The 20,533-nt window shown below is 67.1% G+C and carries 21 protein-coding genes and 1 pseudogene; 10 read left to right on the top strand and 12 right to left on the bottom strand.

Annotation, left to right across the window (positions count from 1 at the left end; genetic code table 11):
• The first annotated feature begins 31 nt into the window (after positions 1–31).
• The 3 genes and pseudogenes from hmgB to LAQ74_RS20740 form a co-directional block, all read left to right on the top strand.
• On the top strand, positions 32–1,369 hold the full coding sequence (gene hmgB / locus LAQ74_RS03075; RefSeq protein WP_224334931.1) for a hydroxymethylglutaryl-CoA synthase: 1,338 nt from the start codon (positions 32–34) through the stop codon (positions 1,367–1,369).
• Positions 1,370–1,452: 83 nt separating this feature from the next.
• Positions 1,453–1,773: a hypothetical protein gene (locus LAQ74_RS03070; RefSeq protein ID WP_224334929.1), complete on the top strand. Its 321-nt coding sequence runs from the start codon at positions 1,453–1,455 to the stop codon at positions 1,771–1,773.
• A gap of 12 nt (positions 1,774–1,785) precedes the next feature.
• Positions 1,786–1,872, top strand: a pseudogene (locus tag LAQ74_RS20740) (hypothetical protein); the annotation flags it as partial.
• Between the two features lie 36 nt (positions 1,873–1,908).
• On the opposite strand, the gene LAQ74_RS03065 reads toward LAQ74_RS20740, so the two are convergent.
• Complete coding sequence (locus LAQ74_RS03065; RefSeq protein WP_224334920.1) at positions 1,909–2,616, bottom strand: helix-turn-helix domain-containing protein; 708 nt, start codon at positions 2,614–2,616, stop codon at positions 1,909–1,911.
• Between the two features lie 163 nt (positions 2,617–2,779).
• Between LAQ74_RS03065 and LAQ74_RS03060 the strand changes: the two genes are divergently transcribed.
• Both LAQ74_RS03060 and LAQ74_RS03055 read left to right on the top strand, forming a co-directional pair.
• Positions 2,780–3,418 carry a metal-dependent hydrolase gene (locus LAQ74_RS03060; protein WP_224334911.1) on the top strand — a complete coding sequence of 213 codons (639 nt, stop codon included), beginning with the start codon at positions 2,780–2,782 and terminating at the stop codon, positions 3,416–3,418.
• A 66-nt stretch (positions 3,419–3,484) separates the two neighbouring features.
• Positions 3,485–3,982, top strand: a complete 498-nt coding sequence (locus tag LAQ74_RS03055) for a GNAT family N-acetyltransferase (protein WP_224334909.1) — start codon at positions 3,485–3,487, stop codon at positions 3,980–3,982.
• Here the strand turns inward: LAQ74_RS03055 and LAQ74_RS03050 are convergent.
• The gene (locus LAQ74_RS03050; protein ID WP_224334907.1) at positions 3,949–4,545 is read right to left on the bottom strand and encodes a DUF7978 family protein; all 597 of its coding nucleotides are present in this window, start codon (positions 4,543–4,545) and stop codon (positions 3,949–3,951) included. The genes LAQ74_RS03055 and LAQ74_RS03050 overlap by 34 nt on opposite strands.
• Positions 4,546–4,672: 127 nt before the next feature.
• Here LAQ74_RS03050 and LAQ74_RS03045 point away from each other — a divergent pair, with 127 nt between their 5' ends.
• Positions 4,673–5,851, top strand: a complete 1,179-nt coding sequence (locus LAQ74_RS03045; RefSeq protein WP_224334905.1) for a metal-dependent hydrolase family protein — start codon at positions 4,673–4,675, stop codon at positions 5,849–5,851.
• 6 nt (positions 5,852–5,857) lie between these two features.
• Here LAQ74_RS03045 and LAQ74_RS03040 read toward each other — a convergent pair whose 3' ends face one another.
• From LAQ74_RS03040 to LAQ74_RS03025, 4 genes are all read right to left on the bottom strand, one after another.
• The gene (locus LAQ74_RS03040) at positions 5,858–6,502 is read right to left on the bottom strand and encodes a GNAT family N-acetyltransferase (RefSeq protein WP_224334903.1); all 645 of its coding nucleotides are present in this window, start codon (positions 6,500–6,502) and stop codon (positions 5,858–5,860) included.
• A complete protein-coding gene (locus LAQ74_RS03035) occupies positions 6,495–7,136 on the bottom strand; it encodes a GNAT family N-acetyltransferase (protein WP_224334902.1) in 642 nt (213 codons plus the stop codon). Before LAQ74_RS03035 ends, LAQ74_RS03040 begins: the two co-directional genes overlap by 8 nt.
• 122 nt (positions 7,137–7,258) lie before the next feature.
• Positions 7,259–8,485 carry a CaiB/BaiF CoA transferase family protein gene (locus LAQ74_RS03030; RefSeq protein WP_224334900.1) on the bottom strand — a complete coding sequence of 409 codons (1,227 nt, stop codon included), beginning with the start codon at positions 8,483–8,485 and terminating at the stop codon, positions 7,259–7,261.
• A 448-nt stretch (positions 8,486–8,933) separates the two neighbouring features.
• Positions 8,934–9,530 (bottom strand): flavodoxin domain-containing protein, encoded by a 597-nt coding sequence (locus LAQ74_RS03025; protein ID WP_224334898.1) that lies wholly within the window; start codon positions 9,528–9,530, stop codon positions 8,934–8,936.
• A 148-nt stretch (positions 9,531–9,678) separates the two neighbouring features.
• Between LAQ74_RS03025 and LAQ74_RS03020 the strand changes: the two genes are divergently transcribed.
• Positions 9,679–11,184 carry a replication factor C large subunit gene (locus LAQ74_RS03020; protein WP_224334896.1) on the top strand — a complete coding sequence of 502 codons (1,506 nt, stop codon included), beginning with the start codon at positions 9,679–9,681 and terminating at the stop codon, positions 11,182–11,184.
• An 84-nt stretch (positions 11,185–11,268) separates the two neighbouring features.
• Here LAQ74_RS03020 and LAQ74_RS03015 read toward each other — a convergent pair whose 3' ends face one another.
• Positions 11,269–12,558, bottom strand: coding sequence for a M14 family zinc carboxypeptidase (locus tag LAQ74_RS03015; RefSeq protein ID WP_224334886.1), 1,290 nt, complete (start codon positions 12,556–12,558; stop codon positions 11,269–11,271).
• 193 nt (positions 12,559–12,751) lie between these two features.
• Here LAQ74_RS03015 and LAQ74_RS03010 point away from each other — a divergent pair, with 193 nt between their 5' ends.
• Both LAQ74_RS03010 and LAQ74_RS03005 read left to right on the top strand, forming a co-directional pair.
• Positions 12,752–13,819: a zinc-dependent alcohol dehydrogenase family protein gene (locus LAQ74_RS03010; RefSeq protein ID WP_224334884.1), complete on the top strand. Its 1,068-nt coding sequence runs from the start codon at positions 12,752–12,754 to the stop codon at positions 13,817–13,819.
• A gap of 59 nt (positions 13,820–13,878) precedes the next feature.
• A complete protein-coding gene (locus LAQ74_RS03005; RefSeq protein ID WP_224334882.1) occupies positions 13,879–14,535 on the top strand; it encodes a hypothetical protein in 657 nt (218 codons plus the stop codon).
• A 14-nt stretch (positions 14,536–14,549) separates the two neighbouring features.
• Here the strand turns inward: LAQ74_RS03005 and LAQ74_RS03000 are convergent, their stop codons facing one another.
• From LAQ74_RS03000 to LAQ74_RS02980, 5 genes are all read right to left on the bottom strand, one after another.
• Entirely contained in the window at positions 14,550–15,482 is a 933-nt protein-coding gene (locus LAQ74_RS03000; protein ID WP_224334880.1) for an amino acid ABC transporter permease, read from the bottom strand.
• The gene (locus LAQ74_RS02995) at positions 15,479–16,237 is read right to left on the bottom strand and encodes an amino acid ABC transporter ATP-binding protein (RefSeq protein ID WP_224334878.1); all 759 of its coding nucleotides are present in this window, start codon (positions 16,235–16,237) and stop codon (positions 15,479–15,481) included. The genes LAQ74_RS03000 and LAQ74_RS02995 overlap by 4 nt, the downstream gene beginning before the upstream one ends.
• Positions 16,238–16,301: 64 nt before the next feature.
• On the bottom strand, positions 16,302–17,027 hold the full coding sequence (locus LAQ74_RS02990; protein WP_224334876.1) for an amino acid ABC transporter permease: 726 nt from the start codon (positions 17,025–17,027) through the stop codon (positions 16,302–16,304).
• 3 nt (positions 17,028–17,030) lie between these two features.
• Entirely contained in the window at positions 17,031–18,008 is a 978-nt protein-coding gene (locus LAQ74_RS02985; protein ID WP_224334867.1) for a basic amino acid ABC transporter substrate-binding protein, read from the bottom strand.
• Positions 18,009–18,150: 142 nt separating this feature from the next.
• The gene (locus tag LAQ74_RS02980; protein ID WP_224334858.1) at positions 18,151–19,044 is read right to left on the bottom strand and encodes a COX15/CtaA family protein; all 894 of its coding nucleotides are present in this window, start codon (positions 19,042–19,044) and stop codon (positions 18,151–18,153) included.
• 254 nt (positions 19,045–19,298) lie between these two features.
• Here LAQ74_RS02980 and LAQ74_RS02975 point away from each other — a divergent pair, with 254 nt between their 5' ends.
• Positions 19,299–20,468 (top strand): M24 family metallopeptidase, encoded by a 1,170-nt coding sequence (locus tag LAQ74_RS02975; RefSeq protein WP_224334849.1) that lies wholly within the window; start codon positions 19,299–19,301, stop codon positions 20,466–20,468.
• Positions 20,469–20,533 lie beyond the last annotated feature (65 nt).

Genomic DNA, 20,533 nt, shown 5'->3' with positions numbered 1-20,533 from the left:
CCCATATACTCATGTTCGTTATCCCTCATTCATGACCGCAGTCGGCATCGACGCCGTCGAAATGTGGACGGGAAAGCTCGTTCTCGACCTCCCCGGCACGTTCGCTCCGGTGAAGGGCGAAGAGCCCGAGAAGTACACGAAGGGAATCGGTCTCGAAGCCTCCTCGTTCCCCGACGTGTACGAGGACATCGTCACGATGGGCGCGAACGCGGCCAAGCGACTGATGGAGCGCCGCGGCCTGACGCCGGACGACATCGGCCGCATCGACGTGGCCACCGAGAGCTCCTTCGACAACTCCAAGCCAGTCTCGACGTACATCGCCGGCTGTCTCGAACAGCTGTACGACGAGGATTTCCACCACGCGAACAAGGGCGAGCGGAAGTTCGCCTGCATCGCCGGAACGCAGAGTCTCGACGACGCCTACAACTGGATCAAAGCCGGTCGCAACCGCGGTCGGTCGGCGCTGGTCGTCGCCACCGACACCGCCCTGTACGAGCGCGGCGACCCCGGCGAGGCGACGCAGGGCGCGGGCGCGGTGGCGATGCTCATCTCCGAGGACCCAGATCTCGTCGAGCTCTCGACCGAACAGGGCTACGGCTCCGCCGACGAGACCGACTTCCTCAAGCCGAACCAGCAGTTCCCGAGCGTCGACGGCAAGCGCTCGGTGCAGGTGTACCTCGCACGCATGCGCGAGGCGCTCGAAGATTACGAGAGCGTCGCGGGCGACACCCACCCCGACCATTTTGAGTACATTCCGTTCCACACGCCGTTCCCCGGGATGGTCCGAAAGGCGGCCCTCCTGGGGTATCGCCACATGACCCGGGGCACCGACGTCGAGGCCGCGATGGCCGACGAGATCGGCCGCCAACCACGCGAGGCCGACTTCGGGTCGTGGGATGAGTACGAGGCGGCCATCCGCGACTACATGGACGCGCTGAAGAAGACCGACAACTACCTCGACTGGTACGCCCGCGCCATCGAACCGACGCTCGCCATCTCCGAACAGGTCGGCAACTGGTACACCGGCTCGGTCCACATCGCCCGCATCAGCGCGCTGAAGAACGCCGCCGAGGCGGGACGGTCGCTCGCGGGTGACCGGCTGCTCGTCGGCTCGTACGGCTCCGGCGCGCAGGCGGAGATTCACGCCGAGACGGTTCGCGACGGGTGGCTCGACGAGATACGCGCGCTCGACGTCGACGACCAACTCGAACGCCGCTACGAACTCGACTACGACGAGTACGAGCAAGTTCACGACGCGCACAACCATCAGAAGGAGACGGAGATCGAGGAGTTCACTCCCCCGGCCGACGAGTTCGTCTTCACCGGGTGGGGCCGCATGAACGAGCGCAAGTACGAGTACGTCGCGTAGCTTCGGCGTCCACTTCAACGGCTTTTGTATTCTTGCCGTCTACCTTTGAGGGTCGACGCCGTACCGTCAGGTGGTGGGAAGAGATGTCTGTTCGCAACGATACGGACGTCGAAACCGACACGGACGACACCGACAGGGAAAGCGAAACCGGAGAGGAGGCCATTAGGGCTGACTCGGGCACCGGGCGACTGGAAGAAGAGGGGTCGAACGGCACCGACTTCGGAAGGCGACTCCTCGGCAAGTGGCGTATCTGGCTCCTCGTCCTCTTCAGCCTCGCCATCTTCGCGTGGTCGTTGCTGCCGAACCCGACACCGCCCGGGTACACCGAAGTGTTCCTCGGAGTGGCGATTCTGGGGGCGGCGTACGCCATCCAAGACGCCCGAAGCGAGTCGCTGTTCGGGTAAGCCGCGAGAAGGGGTCGGATTCGCCTGCTGGCGACCGGGTGGGTCGAACTCCCGAGCGGTCGATTGCTCTCGCCGGAGGCGATACACCACATCGACACCGACCCGACGGAGGCGACGGTAGAGAGAACAGGCCAGTTACGGCAACTCGCGCATCTCGTCGAGCATCTCGTCGAGGTCGCGGTTCGAGATGGCCAGCGAGAAGCCGTCGATGCGCGCGAGTGCCGGGGCGTGCTCCCAGAGGTCGTCCTCCTCGACGCCGTGGAGCACGACGGCGTTCGGCGTCGGGTTGACGACGCGCATCGCGACCAGCGGCGACTCGCCGCGGGTGACGCCCGTAAACACGAGCGCGCGGTTCGTGCTCTGCCCGTAGAGGCGGTAGAACTCGTCGGAGGAGAGGCGCGTGATGGCTTGGATGCTGTCGATGACGGTGTGGCCGCTGACGGTGTCCTCGTCGCCGCGGACGAGTTCGGTCGCCTCCATCGCCTCGTAGAGGCGGTCGAGCGGGATCGACGTGGAGTACTCGCGGAGGTCGTGGACGATGTCGCTCTCGAAGCCCGCCGAGAGCACGCGGGCGTACTGGCGAATCCGGCCGCCGCCGCGCTGTTCGTCGATGTCGAGCAGCGAGTCGACCATCCGCCGGATGACGCCGATGCCCGGACTCTCGCGGCGGCCGCTCTCGTAGTCGGAGATGACCGACGAGGAGACGTCCAACTGCGCGGCCAGTTCGGTCTGGGAGACGTCGAAGTCGGTTCGCCACTTCCGGAGCGTCGCGCCCGGTTCGTCGCTGAGCGTCACCTCACCGGCGATGCGTCGAGCGAGGTCGTCTCTGGGCGTCTCGGTCATCGTCGCGACCCTCCGCGGGCGGACTGCCACATAGGCGGTGTGGGTCGGCGACCGGGGAAAAGGCTATCGAAAGGAGGGTTCGACGAATGACGAGTTCGTCAGGCGTCTCGAAGACCCCGGACGGCGGCGCAACGTACATAGTCGCGCTGTGCGACCTCAGTACGTGCCATCGACCGTCGTCCACCTCGCCGTCGGCGCGCTCGTCGCGGCCGCACTCCTCGGCGACGAGTTCGACCGCCGCGCGCTGACTGTCGTCCTCGTCGCCGCCGCGGTGCCCGACTTCGACACGTTCTTCGGGTTCGTCCTCACGGGCGCGCACCGCTCGCTGCTCCATACGCTGTTGCTTCCGTTACTTTTCGGCGGGGCACTCCTCTACGACACTCGACTCGCCGGCCGCTCGCGACTCCGCGACCGGTTCGGCGGCCGCGGGGTTCGCCTCGGGTGGACCGCGCTCGCGGCGCTCACGCTCGGCGGCATCTTCCCGGACCTGTTCACCAACGGCGTCAACGTCTTTTATCCCCTGTACGACGGCTTCTACTCGATAAACGGGCGACTCCACCTCTCGAATCAGCGCGGCGTCGTCCAGACGTTCGTCGAACTCGCACCCGAGGAACCGCGGGCGACGACTGAGACGCGCCACTACCGCACCGGGGTCGACCCCTCCTCGGGCGAGGAACCCGAGAACGTCGAGCGCGTCTTTCCGGTCGTCTCCTCGGGGACGCAGTTGCTGTTGGTGCTCACGAGCGTCGTCGTCGTGGGCGCGCGACTTCGCGAGAACGGGCGAAGACGGCGACACGAGTGACGGGGACAACGCGACCGGAGAGACGGACTCCGAACTACTGATACCGACCGTCGTCGACACGCCGACATGGACGTTCGGCCCTACGCACACGGCGAGGACAGCGAGTACGACGACCTCTGGGAACTGAAACGCGCGTTCGAACTCGGACTGGGCGACGGCACCGGCGGCGACGACAAGCGCGAGACGTACGAGGCGAAACTCACCGACGAGTACCGCGAGTCGTATCGAGCGTGGGTCGACCGCTGTGTCGACGAGGACGGGCGGACGATCCACGTCGCCGAGAACGGCGAGGGCCGACTCGTCGGCTACGCGTTCGTCCTCCCGGCGTCGCTGTCGATGATCTGGGACGCGGCCGTGCTCAACGAGATCTACGTTGCCCCCGACCACCGCGGAACGGGCGTCGCCGACGAGTTACTCGACGCCGCGCTCGACGCGGCGCGGGCGCAAGAGCTCCCGCTCGACCGGATGGTGCTCGACGTCGACGGGGAGAACGAGCGCGCACGGGCGTTCTACGAGCGGTTCGGCTTCACTCATTGGGGCGAGATGGTCGCCCGCGAACTCTGAACGACGCCCGCGACGACACCGCCGAGGGTCGCGAAGACGGCCGGGTAGACGACACCCGCGACGAGGACGGCGGCGACGAAGTCGGGTTCGGCCGTGGCCGTTTCGCCGATGGGAACGGTAAAGAGGAACGCGCCGACGACCGAGAGCGCGAAGTAGCCGGCGAGTACCGACGCGCCCACTTTCGCGCCGTCTGCGGCGTCCGAGACACCGCCGATCCGCGCGACGACAACACCGGCGAGCAGCAGAAGTACCGGCGGGAGGACGTACAGCAGCGACGGGAACGCTTCGACCTCCGCGACGAAGTTGATCGCGCGGGACGCGCCGAACAGGCTGGGAATCTGCGCGTCGACGAAGTGCGCGTTGTAGAACACCCAGCCGACGGCTTTCCACGTGGCCGACTCGCCGCTGAAAACCTCCAGCAGTTGCTGTGCGCTGGAGTTCTGTATCTCCGAACTCGTGAGCACGTACGTCAGCGCGTACCCGAACGCGTAGGCGACGGTCCCCGCGAGCACGCCCGCGACGGCGGTGAGAACACCGAACCGGCCGCTGTTCGTCTCTGTCATACTCTCCCCGAACTTGGCGGTGCCGGAAGTGCTTTCTGGCCACGTGGTACGCGACCGAAATGTGTCGTGTGCACCCACATACCGTAGAAAGACACGTTCAAGCCTACGCCGACACTACGGGCCGACGATGATTCTTCGAGACGTGCTGCTGTTCGACCGAGGAGAGTCCCGTGAGGGGTCGATCCGCGTCGACGCCGACGCGGGGGAGATACTCGCCGTCGGCGACGCGGAGGCCGCGACCGACGCCGACGAACCGGTCGTCTCTCTGCCCGGTCGGACGGTGCTGCCGGGTCTCGTTGACGCGCACGTCCACTTCTCGCTCTCCGGCGAGGTGAGCGTCGAGGACGTGGTCGGCATGAGCGACGCGGAACTCGCGTTGGTCGAGGCGCGAAACGCCCGAAAGACGCTCGAATCGGGCGTGACGGGCGTCCGCGCGATGGGCGCGCGCGACGTGGACCCCACCCTGAAGCGCGCCGTCGACAGCGGCGACGTGCCGGGACCGCGGATGGTCGCCAACTGCCGCTCCATCACCATCACCGGCGGGCACGGCCACCACCTCGGACGGGAGATCGACGGCCCGGACGACGCCCGCAAGGCGGTCCGCGAGCAGATCAAGCAGGGCGCTGAGTTCATCAAGTTCATGACCACCGGCGGGGTGACGACGCCCGGCAGCGACCCCGACGCGGTGGCGATGACCGACGAGGAACTGCACGCCATCGTCGACGAGGCACACCGCCGCGGCGTCCACGGGGCGACGCACGCCCACGGTGGCGAGGGTGTCAAAGCCGCCGTCGCAGCGGGCGTCGACACGGTCGAACACGGGACGTTTCTCGACGACGAGGCCATCGAGATGCTCGTCGACGAGGACGTGACGCTCGTCCCGACGCTCTCCGCACCGTACCACATCATCCGCAACACCGAGATGGCGACCGAGGAGAGCGCCAGAAAGACGCGCGACGTGTACGAGCGCCACATCGACTCGTTCCGTCGGGCCGTCGAAGCGGGCGTCGAAATCGCCGGCGGCACCGACGCGGGCACGCCGTTCAACGCTCACGGCTCGAACGCGACCGAAATCTCGTTCATGGCCGAGTACGGCATGACCGAGACCGAGGCGATTCGGGCGATGACCGAAACGGCCGCCGACGCGATCGGGTTGGAGGGGTCGGGGACGCTCGAACCCGGCACGTTCGCCGACCTGCTCGTCGTCGACGGCGACCCCACCGAGGACGTGACGCGTCTGAACAACCCCGAGGCGGTGCTGAAGGGCGGCACGGTCGTCGCCGGGTCGTTGCCGGACGCGGAGTGAGCGGGGTCAGTCGTCGTCCCACCGCATTCGGACCGTCGGCTCGGTATCGCCACCGGCCTCGCGCCACTGTCTCTGCGTTACCGTGTAGTGCGTCCGGTCGACGACCTCACCATCAACCGTCGCCGCCGCGTTGCGGAACGTGCCGTCGCGCTGGCCGCCGAAGCGGTCGACGTACTTCTTGATGGCCCGTCGGGAGTTCTCGTTCTCGGGGTCGTGGCACACGCGGACGAGTTCGAGGTCCAGATGGTCGAACGCGAGTTCGAGCAGCGCCGCCGCGCGCTCGGCGGAGTAGCCGCGGCCCCAGAACCGTTTTCCGAGCCAGAGACCGAGTCCGGCGCTGCGGCGGTCCCACTGGAGGTTCAACCCGCCGAATCCGGCGATTTCGCCTGCGCCGTCCTCGTTCTCTCGTGGTCTGATGACGTAGTCGACCGTCTCGTGGTTCTCACGGTGCTGCCGCCCCCGACGCAGGAACTCGGACGTCTCTTTGGGAGTATCGTGCGGCGACCACGGGAGGTGCCGAGTGACTTCGTCCATCTCCGGCGACGGCGAGCAGATGCGGTACAGTTCGTGGACGTCGACGTACTCCGGCGTTCGAGGTTCGAGTCGGAGACGCTCCGTCTCGATAACCGTCGGGAAGAGGCCGCTACTCATAGCTGACCTGCACCTCCGGCGTCTCGACCGTCTCGTCGTCGACGGCGGCACACCACTCCGTCTGCGCAATGGAGTAGCGGTGGAGATCCCATGTCTCTCCCGTGGTCGTCATCTCGGCGGGCACCCAGTTTCTGAGGATTCCTTCGTACCGGCCGCCGAATCGGTCGACGTACTTCTCGATGGCGCGCCTGGACTGCTCGTTCTCCGGCGTGTGCGCGGGCGAGGCGAGCTCGAGGTCCAGTTCGGCGAAGGCGACGTGCAACAGCGCCGCCGCACGCTCACCGGAGTAACCGCGACCCCAGAAGCGCTTGCGGAGCCACAGGCCCATGATGGCGGTCCGTTTCTCCCACTGGAACCCGAGACCGGTGACGCCCGCGAACTCGCCCGCACCGTCCTCGCCGTCGCGCGGACGGACGACGTACTGCGCGGCCTCGCCGCTCTTCCACTTTTCGGCCTTTTCGTCGAGGTAATCGGCGCTCTCCTTCGGCGTCTCGTGTCTCGTCTGCGTGTGGTGACGAGTTACCTCGTCCATCTCCGCTGACGACATGACCGCGTAGAAGTCGTGGACGTCGACCGTGTCGGGACCGAGGCGCTCCAAGCGGAGGCGTTCGGTCTCGACCGTCTCGGGGAACATATCCGGTCGTCTCGGGGAACCTGAAAAAGGCTTGTCACGGTGCGACAGCGTGTAGCACGGCGTCGGAGTTCGGTCGCACGGGACAAATAAACCGAGAGAGAGGGCCGATTGGCGCGAGCGTCTCAGACGACGCCGTCTTCTCCGAACTGCGCGATGTCGTCGTCGGTGTAACCGAACTCGCGGAGAATCTCGGCGGTGTGCTCGCCGAGCAGCGGCGGGTGCTGACGGACGGACGTCGGCGTCTTCGAGAGATGCATCGGACTGCCCGGCATCACCACCTCGCCGGCGGTCGGGTGCGACACCGACTGTCGCATCCCTCGCGCGCGGACCTGCGGGTTCTCGAAGACGTCCTCCATATCCTTCACGTCGCTGGCGGGGACGCCGAACTCGGCGAACAGCGCGAGCAGTTCCTCGGTGGTGTGCGTCTCGAACTCGGCTTCCAGTATCGCGTCGAGTTCGTCGCGGTGTTCGACCCGCGCGGCGTTGTCGGCGAAGCGTTCGTCGTCGACGAGTTCCTCGTGGCCGATGGCCGCGCAGAACTTCGGCCAGAGGGTGGGGGAGGGAACCGCGACGACGACGTAGCCGTCCGCGGTCGGAAACGCCTGATACGGGGCGATAGTCGGGTGTTTGCTCCCCATCCGTCCCGGCGGAACGTCCGTCGCGAAGTAGTTGGTGGCCATGTAGCTCATCCACGCCACCTGTCCGTCGAGCAGCGAGACGTCCACCTTCTGGCCGGTGCCGTCGCCGAGTTCGCGCTCGAACAGCGCGGCGAGAATCGCCTGCGTCGCGTACATCCCCGCGCCGATGTCGGCGATGGCGACACCGACGCGCACCGGCGCGCCGTCCTCCTCGCCGGTGATGCTCATGAGGCCGCCCTCGGCCTGCATGATGAGGTCGTACGCCGGTCGGTCCCGATCTGGACCCCACTCGCCGTAGCCCGAGAGTGCGCAGTAAACGAGGCCGGGGTTCTCCGCTTTCAGCGTCTGGTAGTCGAGACCGAACTCCGCCATCTTGCCGACGCGGAAGTTCGAGACGACGACGTCCGCCTCGCTCGCGAGGCTTCGAAACACGTCGCGCCCCTCCTCGCACGCGAGGTCGAGCGTCAGCGAGCGCTTGTTGCGGTTGACGCTCAGGTAGTAGGCGCTCTCCTCGGAGTCACCGTACGTCGGCGGGTGCCACCCGCGCGTCTGGTCGCCGCTACCGGGACGCTCTATCTTGATGACGTCCGCGCCGAGGTCGCCCAACTGCATCGTACAGAACGGGCCGACGAGCACGCGGGAGGCGTCGAGGACCGTCACGCCGTCGAGGGGACCGGTGTCGGTGTCGGACTGTCGGGCTTCACCGGTCATCGGTGTTCGCCCGTACGCCGGACTCCCGGTCGGGTCGTGGTCGCCGACGTGTACGCGGCCGTCGTAAAGCCAGACGCGATATCCCTCATGGTCGTAGCCGGCGTTTTGAAAGTTGTTGGCTAAACGATTTCGATAGCGGAAACTGCCGTGTTCGGGCGTCTGTCACGTACTGTTCGGCCGTACTGCGATCTGACCGGCCTCCGACTCGCGACGCACGGTATCGGGGTCGTCGGTTTCGCACCCTTGTTTTCGTCGTGGGCGACGCGAACAATGGCGCGAACGACGACGAGACGTAACTCACCGCGTGTGATGGCCGTTCACTCCTCCGTCTGCGCCTCCTGTCGGGCGCTCGTCGAGTCGGCGACGAGCCGATAGAACTCGAACTCCAGTTCGCGGGGCTGTCACGCGAGTGCAAAATCGGTCTGGCTACCGGAGTTCTCCGGGGATCTCACTCGTCCGACTCCTCTCGTGTTCCGTCTGGGTCGGAGACGGGCGGGACGACGCCGAGACGCCCCTCGGCGAACGCGGCGAAGTCGGCGGCGAACGCGTCGACCTCCGCCCAGTCGGTGAACTCCACGTCTCGGGAGGTGTCGGTGTCCGGGAGCGCGCGTTTGGCGATCTGCTTCAACACCAGTCGCTTGAGGAACCCGTACTCCGAGTAGCGGAGCGCGCCGCCGAAGAGGCCGATTCGGTCGGGGTGCCAGTCGGTCTCGGAGACGAACCCGTCGACGTACCCCGCCGCCTGCGCCTCCCCCCGCTCGTCCGCCGAGGACAGCGACACCTGAAAGAATCCAGTCGGTTTCGTCGCCAGCGCGTCACGGTTCGCGTCGACGAACCGCACGACCGCCTGCTGTTGCTTCCCGCCGTGTATCGACGCGCCGACGAGGACGGCGTCGAACGCCGTCACCGAGATGCCGTCCGGGGACTTGCTCGCGTTGACCGCCGTCACGTCGTGTCCGCGTTCGTCGAGTCGTTCGGCGATGCGGTCGGTGACTTTCGCCGTCTGTCCCTCACCCGTTCCGTAGTACACGAGAAAATTCGCCACGCTCTCTCACCGTGGGTGTACTCCTCGATGTTCGGCATAAGAGCGCCCATCGTCGTGGGTCGACGACGGTCGTGTGGACGTGAACGTCGAGGGCGGAGAACGGGACGCTCCGGAACCACTAAACGCGGCACTCGCCTCTGTTCGCGTAATGGATTGGACGGAGAAGTATCGCCCTCGGTCGCTGTCGGCGATACGCGGCAACAACAAGGCCCGCGACAAGTTCCGCGAGTGGGCCGAAACATGGGACGACCACGGCGACGCGGTCATCGTCTACGGCAGTCCGGGCGTCGGCAAAACCTCCGCGGCGCACGCGCTCGCCAACGACATGGGGTGGGAGACCGTCGAACTGAACGCCTCCGACCAGCGGACCGCCGCCGTCATCGAGCGCTTCGCCGGGCGCGCGGCGATGAACGAGACGCTCGGCGGGTCGAGCAAAGGCGAGTCGGGTCGCCAACTCATCGTCCTCGACGAGGCCGACAACATCCACGGCAACTACGACCGCGGCGGCGCGCGCGCGATCACGAAGCTCGTCAAGGAGGCGGGTCAGCCGATGGTGCTCATCGCCAACGAGTTCTACGAGATGAGCCGCGGCCTGCGCAACGCCTGCGAATCGATCGAGTTCCGCGACGTGAGCGCCCGCTCGATCGTCCCCGTCCTCCGAGACATCTGCCGACAGGAGGGAATCGAGTACGAATCCGCCGCCCTCGAACGCATCGCCGACGCCAACAGCGGCGACCTCCGCGGCGCGGTCAACGACCTCCAGGCGGCCGCCGAAGGCCGCGACGAGATCACCGAGGAGTCCGTCGCGACGAGCGACCGAGACCGCTCCGTGGGCATCTTCGAGTTCTTGGACCAAGTGCTCAAAGAGGAGTCGCCGCAGGAGGCGCTGTACACCTCCTACGACGTCGACGAGACGCCCGACGACCTGACGAAGTGGGTCGAGGACAACATGCTCGACGTGTACGAGGGCGAAGAGGTCGCCCGTGCCTACGAGTTCCTCGCCAACGCCGACCGCTGGCTGGGTCGCGTGCGCGCGAGCCAGGACTACAGCTACTGGCGCTACGCCGGCGACAACCTCGCTGCGGGCGTCGCCGCCGCCCGCGACGGCACGAAGGGTGGGTGGACGCGCTACGGACGCCCGCAGTTCTGGCGCTCGAAGGACAAGACCGGCGACGAGGTGGCCCGCCAAATCGCCGAATCCAGCGGCGCGAGCATGAGCATCGCGCGCCGACGAATCGTCCCCTACCTCTCGGTGATGACCCACCACTGCAAGCCCCGAGACCTCACCGTCGCGATGGCGGCGTACTACGAGTTCGAGGAGAAACACGTCGCCCACGTCACCGGCAGCGGCGAGTCGACGAAGAAAGTGCAGTCCATCGTCGAAGACGCCGAGGAACTCCGCGAGGAGGCGATGGAGGCGCACTCCGGCGGCGCGTTCGCGGACACGGCGAGCGGCGGAGACGGCGAGGCCGACTCGGCGTTGGACGGCGAGAGCGACGGAGCCACCGACGACACGAAGGCAGGCGAAACGGTCGAGGGGGCGGGGATGTCCGCGATCGAGGCCGACGACAGTTCCGAAGAATCGACGTCCGACGACTCCGGGAGCGATGCCGAGGACGACGACGGACAGGCGGGCCTCACCGACTTCTTCTGAGACGTCGACCGCCGGGGGCGGTCGGCCGCCGTTTGGACTCGACTGCCGCCCGAACGGATCCGACTGCCGCGCGGACCGTCCCGACTACCGCTCCGTCGGTCCGCCCGACTCCAGCGGGAGGTCGAAGTACCGACGCTCGTCGACGTTCGAGAGCGTCGGGTCCGTCGCCAGCGCCTCGAACGTCCGCCGGAACGCCGCCCGCGAGACGGCGATCTTTCGGCCGTAGTCGAAGCTGTCCGCCTCGTCGGACTGCCCGGCCACTTCGTACAGCATCCCCGCGGCGTTCGTCTTCGGCGAGAGCGCGTCGAGATACGACCCCCAGAGCGGTTCGTAGCCGTAGCGAGTCACCTCACCAAACCGTCCGCCCGCGGTGAGTTCGCGGGCGACGGCCGAGTTCAGTCGGAGCGAGCGCCGACTCGTCTCGGCGTCGAGGAACGGATTGACGACCGTCTCGACCGGTTCGCCGGCCTCGTACGACGGCGCGCGTTCGAGATACGCCGGGCCGAACGCCGCCATGACGCTCAGAAGCGACGGCGACTCCGCGCTCCGCCCGCGCGTGCCGACGCTCTTGTGGTGGTGTGTAATGGCTACGTCCGGGTCCGCGCACCGGTAAGAGTCGACGACCGCGGTGACTTCCGGCGTGAGTCCGAGGCCGCTGCCGCGGAGCGTGTGCCCCCGATACGCCCGGTCGTGTCGCCAGTACTGTTCGTCGTTCTCCTCGTACTCGGTCCACTCGCTGGAGTCGGCGTCGGTGTTTCGGGCCGAACGGCCCGCCTGCGAGAACTCGACCGTGGGGTCGAAGTCGCGGTTCAGGTCGTAGCCCGGCGGCCGGTTGACGCTGTGGTAGTCCGGTTCGTGTCGGGAGGCGTCCTGCCGCCACGGTTGGACGTTCTCCCGACGGGTGACGCGCTCTGCGGTGCCGTCGCCGTCGTCGTCGCGGGCGAACATCGCGCCGTCGGGGTTCGCCCGGGGGACGACGGTGAGCGTGAGTTCGTTCAGGACGTCCGCGTGCCTTTCGGGGTCGTCGACCAGTTCCCGAAGCACGGTGAGTATCGCCTCGGTTCCGGCGGGTTCGTCGCCGTGCAACTGCGTCACGAGGTGGACGTTCGTCTCTCCCCTGCCGATTCGGAACTCCCACAGCGGGTCGTCTCGACCGGCGGAGCGACCGATTCGTCGGAGCGCGACGAGCGGCGACCGTTCGTCCAGCGCCCGTAGTTTCGCCGCGAGTCGCTCGTTGGTGAGTGACGTCTGCGCTTCGGACGTCTGACTGGGCTGTGCATCGATGGCATCGACGGCACCGACGACTGATTCGGCCGCGTTGGGAACCGCGAGCGCGGCCACTCCGACCGTCGAGAGGTACTGCCGTCGGTTCATCCGTGAGGGACCGTCGTCTCGGAAGATAGCTCACCCGAAGGGCTGGAGACTGCTAAACGTTTTTCGGTCTGGAGTAGAACGTACACGTGGCCGGAGTGTTGGTCGGGGCGACGAATCGCCGCGAGCGAAGGACACCGACGCTCCGGCTTCGAAGACGGCGAACTTTTGTGGCGACTTCGCATACCGTACGGCGATGCGTGCCGCAGTTTTACACGAGTACGGAGAACCGCTCGTCGTCGAAGACGTAGACGCCCCCCAACCCGACCCGCACGGCGTCGTCGTCGGCGTCGAAGCCTGCGGCATCTGCCGGAGCGACTGGCACGCCTGGCAGGGCCACGGCGAGTGGGCTGACGACCAGGTGCCGAAGGGACAGATTCTCGGCCACGAACCCGCGGGTCGCGTCGTCGCCGTCGGCGAACGCGTCGACCACCTCCGCGATGGCGACCGAATCGCCGTCCCGTTCAACCTCGGCGACGGCACCTGCCCGTACTGCCGAAACGGTCACGGCAACGTCTGTCAGGACGGCCTCTCGCTCGGCTTCCAGTCGGAGGCTCCGGGCGCGTTCGCCGAGCAGGTCCACGTCCCCTACGCCGACTACAACGCGATGCCCCTGCCGGAGAACGTCGCCGCCCGCGACGTGGCCGCGCTCGGCTGTCGGTTCATGACGGCGTTCCACGGGCTCACCCACCGCGCCGACGTCCGAACCGGCGACTGGGTGGCGGTCCACGGCTGTGGAGGCGTCGGACTCTCCGCCGTGCAGGTCGCGAACGCGGTGGGCGCGCGCGTCGTCGCCGTCGACATCGACGCGAAGAAACTGGACCTCGCGCGCGAAGTCGGCGCGGACGCCACCGTCGACTCCTCGGACCTCGACGGCCGCGGCGTCACGAGCGCGATTCGCGCCGAGACAGGGGGAGGAGCACACGTCTCCGTCGACGCGCTCGGCCTCGAAGAGACGTGTCGCAACTCGATTTTCTGTCTCCGCAAGCGCGGCACGCACGTCCAACTCGGACTGACGACGGAGAAGGAGCGCGGCGAGGTGTCGCTGCCGACGGACCGGATGACGATGCAGGAGATCTCCTTCCTCGGCTCGCGCGGGATGCCGCCGACGCGGTACGAGGAACTCTTAGGCCTCATGGCGACGGGCGACGTGGACCCCGGCGCCCTCGTGAGTCGAGAGGTGTCACTCTCAGAGGTGCCGGAGCGACTGGCGGCGATGACGAACTACGAGACGGAGGGCATCGAGGTCGTGACGGAGTTCTGAGTCGGCGGGACTTCGTTCACTCCATCAACACTTTTGAACGCCGTACGTGATTCGGAGCCATGGATAGACGTGCCCTCCTCGCCGTCGTCGCCGCCGGACTCTCCGGCTGTGTCGCGGACCCACCGTTGGCGTCCGCCGACGGATCGAACGAGTCGAGAAACCGTGAGCCACCCGAAAACGCCGACCCGGACGCCCAGCGTTGGATTTCGATAGCATCGACGGACGAGATCCCGGAAGAGGCGGAACTCGAAATCGACGCCGAAGTCGTAGAGCCGAACGTGACCCCCGAGAAGACAGCGCGCGTCGAAGTGACGACGACGAATCGGGGAGCGGCACGTAAACTCTCACACCGGGAAGAGATGTGCAGCATCTTCAACCGGGACCGCGGCGTCAGCGTCGCCGACGGCCTCGTGCTTCACAGGCCGAGTTCAGCCGAGTGGATGGACCGCGTCGAGGGGAAGTGGAGTCCGGACCGACCGGCCGGAGAGCCCCGTGGATACGCTTCGTACGCGTGCGGACAGAAAGAGTACGACGAGTCGGCGTCGGTCACCTCCGTGTACGACGTGTGGGACGACTACCGGACGTGGGGGTATATGCGACCGGGAACGTACCGGTTCGAGACGCACGTGGCGACGTATCCGCCGGACGCGGAGCTCGGCGACGAGTCGGACGTGGAGTTCACGTGGGGGCTCGAACTAAAAGTACGGAAGCCGTGAAAAGCAGCGTTACGCTACCGTCCCCTCCCCGTCCCGAGTCCCGGAATCGCCGTTCTGTCTTCGACCCAGCCCATCAGCCGAGACGCCGTGATGACGAGCGCCAGATACAGCACCGCCGTGATGGTGAACATCGCCGTGTAGCGGAAGTTCGAGGAGGCGATGTCGTTGGCGCGCTTGAACAGCTCCGGGACGGTGATGAACGCCGCCAGCGACGAGTACTTGATGAGGTAGATGAGTTCGTTCGTCCAGCCGGGGATGGCGAAGCGGAGCCCCTGCGGGAGGACGACGTAGCGAATCGCGTCCACTTTCGAGAGGCCGATGGCGCGACCCGCGGTGAGTTGGCCCGCGTCGACGCTCTGTAGCGCCGAACGGATGTACTCCGACTGGTAGGCGGCGCTGTTGAGGATGAACCCGACGAGCGCGGCCCACGCGGCGTTATTGGCGAACACGCCGTCGAGAAAGCCGGGGATGAACCCCGAGAAGTTCAGCCCGTAGTAGAGCACGAACAGCTGCGCGAGAAGCGGCGTCCCGCGCAGGAGTTCGGTGTAGACGAGCGAGACGTACTTCGAGAGGTTGCCGTAGACGCGGGCGACGCTCAGCGGCACGGCGATGAAGAAGCCGAAGAAAATGCCGAGGATGGTCAGCACGAGCGTGAGCCACAGCCCCTCCGAGAGGGTCGGCAGATACTCGACGGCGAACGCGAGCGACTCGAACGCGCCCGCGAGACCCGGAACCCCGGCCCCGAGCGACTCGACGGTCGCCGGGGGGACGAACGGCTCTCCGACCGGGACGAACAGCCCGCCGAGCCAGTCGTTGAGCCACCGAAGCAGGAGCCAGCCCCAGAACAGCACCCCGGCGGCGACGAGGAGCGCCCGTCCGGCCGTCCCGGTCGTGAGTCGAGTCTCGCCCTCCTGCTCCTGGGCGGCGTCGACGACGGGTTCGCTCATGAGTGCATCTCGGTGATGCGCCGGAGGAACGACGCCGTGCGGTCCTGTTCAGGGCGCTCGAACAGCTGTTCGGGTGGGCCGCGCTCGACGATCTTCCCGCCGTCGAGAAACAGCATCTCGGAGGCGACTTCGCGCGCGAAGCTCATCTCGTGGGTGACGACGAGCATCGTCATCCCGCGGTCTGCGAGGTCGCGCATCACCTCCAGCACCTCCCCGATGAGTTCGGGGTCGAGCGCGCTCGTCGGCTCGTCGAACAGCATCAGTTTCGGCTCCATCGCCAGCGCGCGGGCGATGCCGACGCGCTGCTGTTGGCCGCCGGAAAGCTCGCCGGGGTAGGAGTCCGCTTGCGGGGTGAGGCCGACCATCTCCAGGTGCTCGTCGGCGCGCTTTCCGGCCTCCTCCTTACTGAGGCCGAGCACGCGACGCGGCCCGAGCATGATGTTCTGACGTGCCGTGAGATGCGCGAACAGGTTGAAGCCCTGAAACACCATGCCGACCTCCTTGCGGAGTTCGTTCACGTCGACGTCGGGTCCGGTGACGCGCTCGCCGTCGAGGTAGATGTCGCCGCTGTCGATCTCGGTGAGTCGGTTGACGCAGCGCAGCATCGTCGACTTCCCCGACCCGCTCGGGCCGACGAGCACCGTCACGTCGCCGCGGCCCATCTCGAAACTGATGTCGCGCAGCACTTTCTCGGTCCCGTAGCTCTGGGAGACGCGGTCCACCTCGAGTAGATACGTGTGTTCGTTGTCGCTCATGTACGTCGACCTCCTGCGAAATCTGCGAAACTGCGCGCTGACTCTGACCGCTCCAAACCCACCGTCACGCCTGCTCACCGCCCGGAATCTCGTAGTACGAGCCGACGAGGTCCAGTCCCCGATTGGTGACGAACGTCAGCACGAAGTAGATAGCGCTGACGAACAGCACGACCTCCAGCACCGCCGTCGTCTGGCGGACGAACAGGTCGTAGCTCCGCGTCAGCAACTCGGCGAGGCCGATGGCGAAGACGACGCTCGTGTCCTTGAGGACGATAGTCACCTCGTTCTGGAAGCCCGGAACCGACCGCCGAAGCGCCTGCGGCACGACGACGTGGCGAATCGCTTCGAGTTTGCTCATCCCCACCGAGCGCGCCGCCTCCAACTGGCCCTCGTCGACGCTCTGGAGCGCCCCGCGGAAGATCTGCGACTGGTACGCGGCGCTCCGCAGCCCCAGCCCCAGCACGCTCGCGATGAACGCGTCCGAGAGCGTCACCGTCACGTCGAACAGCCCGAGCGTGAGACTCGGCGTCGAGAAGACGAAGTACATGAAGATGAGGATGACGACGATGGGCGTCCCCCGAAGGACGATACCGACCGTCTCGACGACGAACGTGCTCACCCGGCCGCCGTACACCTCCACGATTCCCGCCGGAAAGCCGACGAGAAAGCCGAGCAGCATGCTGACGACGGTGAGCAGTATCGTCAACCCCGCACCGACGAAGAGGTAGGGGGCGTTGTCGAGGACGAACGCCCAGTCGCCCGTGGTCTGTGCGACGACTGTCGGGTCCATCCGTCACTCCCCGACTGCGGACGAGTTCGAACTGTTGCCCGTCTCGTTGCCCGCGGAGTCGTTACCGGCCGACTCGTTGCCCGACTCGCCTTCCTCGCCGTCGCTGCCGAACCACTCGTTGCGGATCTCCTCGTACTGCCCGCTGTCGCGGACCGCCTGCAGCCCCTCGTTGAGCGCGGAGACGACGTCGTCGTCGTCCTGTCGCAGACCGAAGCCGTAGCGCTCGCCCGTCTCGTAGACGAACGCGATCTCGACGTTGCGCTGGTCGGCGAACGTCTGCGCGACCGGCTGGTCGATGACGAGCGCGTCGACGTTGCCGTTTTCGAGGTCCTGCACGGCGAGGACGTAGCTGCCGTAGGTGCGGAACTCCGACTCCTGCACGTCGCCGTCGGCGACGAGCTCGTCCTCGACGACGCCCGCGCCCGTCGTCCCCTCCTGCGCGCCGACGGTCTGGCCGGCGAGGTCGTCGAGCGACTCCGGGCTGAAGTCGCCTCCGCCGGCGACGAGAATCGCTTGGTCGGCGTTGTAGTAGGGTTCGGAGAACGCGATGGTCTCCTGGCGGTCCTCGGTGATGGTCATCGCGGCGGCGATGACGTCGATGCGGTCGTTCTGCAGCGCCGGGATGAGCGAGTCGAACTCGAACTCCTCCCAGTCGGCGAGCGTGTAGTCGGTCTCCTCGACGACCGCCGACAGGAGGTCGATGTCGAAGCCGACCAACTCGCCCGAATCGTCTTTGAACTCGAACGGCGGGAATCCGGGCGCGGTGCCGGGGACGATCTCCGTGTTTCCGCCGTCGCCGTCGCCACCGTCGGTTCCGGTGTCGTTGCCGGACCCGCCGTCGCCGCCGTCACCGCCATCCCCGCCGTCGCCGCCGGTGTCGACGGTGCACCCGGCGGTGACGGTGAGTCCTGCGACGCTGCCCGCTCCGGCCAACTTCAGATACGTCCGACGACTGACGCCGGACTGACGGTTTGACTTCATATCGATAGACGAGGCCGAGCAGACGCTTCAACTTTTCTTCCTGACTGGAACTCTACACTCTGTTTGACGTGTTTATTACCAGATTGAAAACTGAACGGAGAAAAAACGGGACAAAGACGAATGGCTCGGGACGACGACGCGCTCAGTCGCCGCTGACGCCGTGTGTCGGCGGCGTCTCCGTCGTCTCCGCACGTCGGGCGAGCCACGCCGCCGCGGCGGTGCTCGCGAGCGCGAGACCGAACAGCAGCGCGTTGAGGTCGCGGACGAGCGACGTGTACACGACCAGGTCGCGACCGAGCAGCGCGACGAGGACAACGAAGGCGAGCGCGGAGACGACGAGCGGGCGGAGGCGTTTCAGTTCCGACCGTCCAGTCGACGCTTGGGTGATCCAGACCAGCGCCGCGAGTAGCGCCGCGATGGCCCCGAGCGACGTGCCGATGAACAGCGGTTGCGTCGCCGATCCGTAGGGGACGAACGCCCAGACCCGACTCGAGAGTGCCGCGAGTCCGACCAGTACCAGCGCCGCCGGAAGCGCGAGGGTCGCCCGTTCGAGCGCCGACCGGCGGAAGTGACTCTCGTACGCGCGCAGCGTCGCGAACGTCAGCGCGCCGAAGATGGTCAGCGCGACGACGAAGTGGGCCGCCTGCGTCGGCACCGAGTAGCCGTTCGGAATCAGTCCCGACAGCGTCACCGTCACCGCGCCGATGCTCACCTGCAGCGGCAACACGACGAGCGCGAGCGTCGCCGAGAGTTTGACGCCTCGTTCGGCCCCGCGCCTCCACGCCCACACCGCGGTCCCGAGAATCTGGAAGCCGACGACCATCGCGACGAGACGGTGGAACCACTCGATGAAGCTCGGGATGGTCTGCGGCAGTAGGCCGTTGTCGCAGAGCGGCCACTGGGCCGAACAGGCGAGTCCGGACCCGGTCGCTGCGGTGTAGATACCCAGCATCATGAGCAGCGCCGTCGACGCGGTGGTGAACGCCGCGAAACGTCGAAACGAGAACCAGTCGGGGCGAGTGCGTGTTCTCAGCATGTTCCCTAGCGCAGGGTCGGGCGCGGGCGTACTTAGACCTGTCCGAACGCCCATCTGGTCCGCTTCTCGAACGTCCACCGGTCGAACAAGCCAGCGGAGTCAGGCAGTCCGACCGGCGACTTTGTCGCCCGCTCTCAGTCGGCGTTCCGCGTCCGTTCGCATCGGGCTTCGTCCGCCGCCGTCTCGTCGTTCGTTGCCGTGTCTCGTCGTCCGCCTTCGACCGGTTGAAGTACGTGCCGCCGATTAGCCCGAACATGACCGACCACACCGACGATGCCGGGGTCAGTACCAGCGGAACCGCCGACCCGTCCGACGCGCTCGCCGACCGGCGGCGACGACTCGGCCAGTATCTCGACGACACCGGTCTCGACGCCGTCTGGTTCGCCCGTCCGAACTCCTTCGCGTGGCTCACCGGCGGCGACAACGTCGTCAGCGCGACGGCCGACCTCGGCGTCGCCGCCGCGGGGTACGTCGCATCCGAGAACGGAGACGCCGGGGACGGCGAGTTCCGCGTCGTCACCGACAACATCGAAGCGCCGCGCCTCGTCGACGAGGAACTCCCCGACGAGTTCTCGGTCGAGACGGGGCAGTGGTACGAGTCGTCGCTCGCGGAGACGGTCGCCGACCGCTCGCCGGCGAACGCCGCGGCGGACTTCGAGGTGCCGGGTTTCGAGTCGGTCAACGCCTCGGCGCTCCGGCAACCACTCTCAAAGGGCGATATCGAGACGTACCGAGCGCTCGGGCGCGACACCGCCGACGCCGTCGAGCAGGTCTGTCGCCAACTGACCGCAGATGACACCGAACACGAGGCGGCGTCGGCGCTGCGCGTGACGCTCTCCGCCCGCGGCATCAACGCGCCCGTCGTCCTCGTCGGCGGCGCCGAGCGCGCGCAGTCGTACCGCCACTACACGCCGAAACTCGAACCGCTCGGCGACTACGCGCTCGTCTCGGTGACGGCCGAACGCGGCGGCCTCCACGCGAGCACGACCCGAACCGTCGCGTTCGACCCGCCCGAGTGGCTCGCCGAGCGACACGAGAAGGCGATGCGCGTCGAGGCGACGGCGCTGGCGGCGACGCGCGATGTCGCCGAGCACGGCGGCGCAGCGTCGAGCGTCTTCGACGCGATTCGGGAGGCGTACGACCGCGTCGGGTTCCCCGACGAGTGGCAGCACCACCATCAGGGCGGCGCGGCGGGCTACGCCGGACGCGAGTGGTTCGCGTCGCCGACGGCCGACGACGACGTTCACGCGCCGATGGGATACGCGTGGAATCCGACGATTCAGGGCGCGAAGAGCGAGGACACGGTGCTCGTCACCGGCGACAGGTTCGAGACGCTCACCGCAACCGGCGAGTGGCCGAGCCGGGAGGTCGACGCCGTCGGCTACGACGTCGCCGTCGAACGACACGAACTGCTCTCCGTGTAGTCGAAAAGTAAAACCAGGAGAACGCGTCGCCACCCGAACTGTGCTTTTTAGGGCAACGTATTTGT

The sequence above is a fragment of the Haloprofundus halobius genome (genome assembly GCF_020097835.1).
Classification (GTDB): domain Archaea; phylum Halobacteriota; class Halobacteria; order Halobacteriales; family Haloferacaceae; genus Haloprofundus; species Haloprofundus halobius.
Note: the sequence above shows the minus strand (reverse complement) of the source record. Positions and strands in the feature narration are given on the sequence as shown.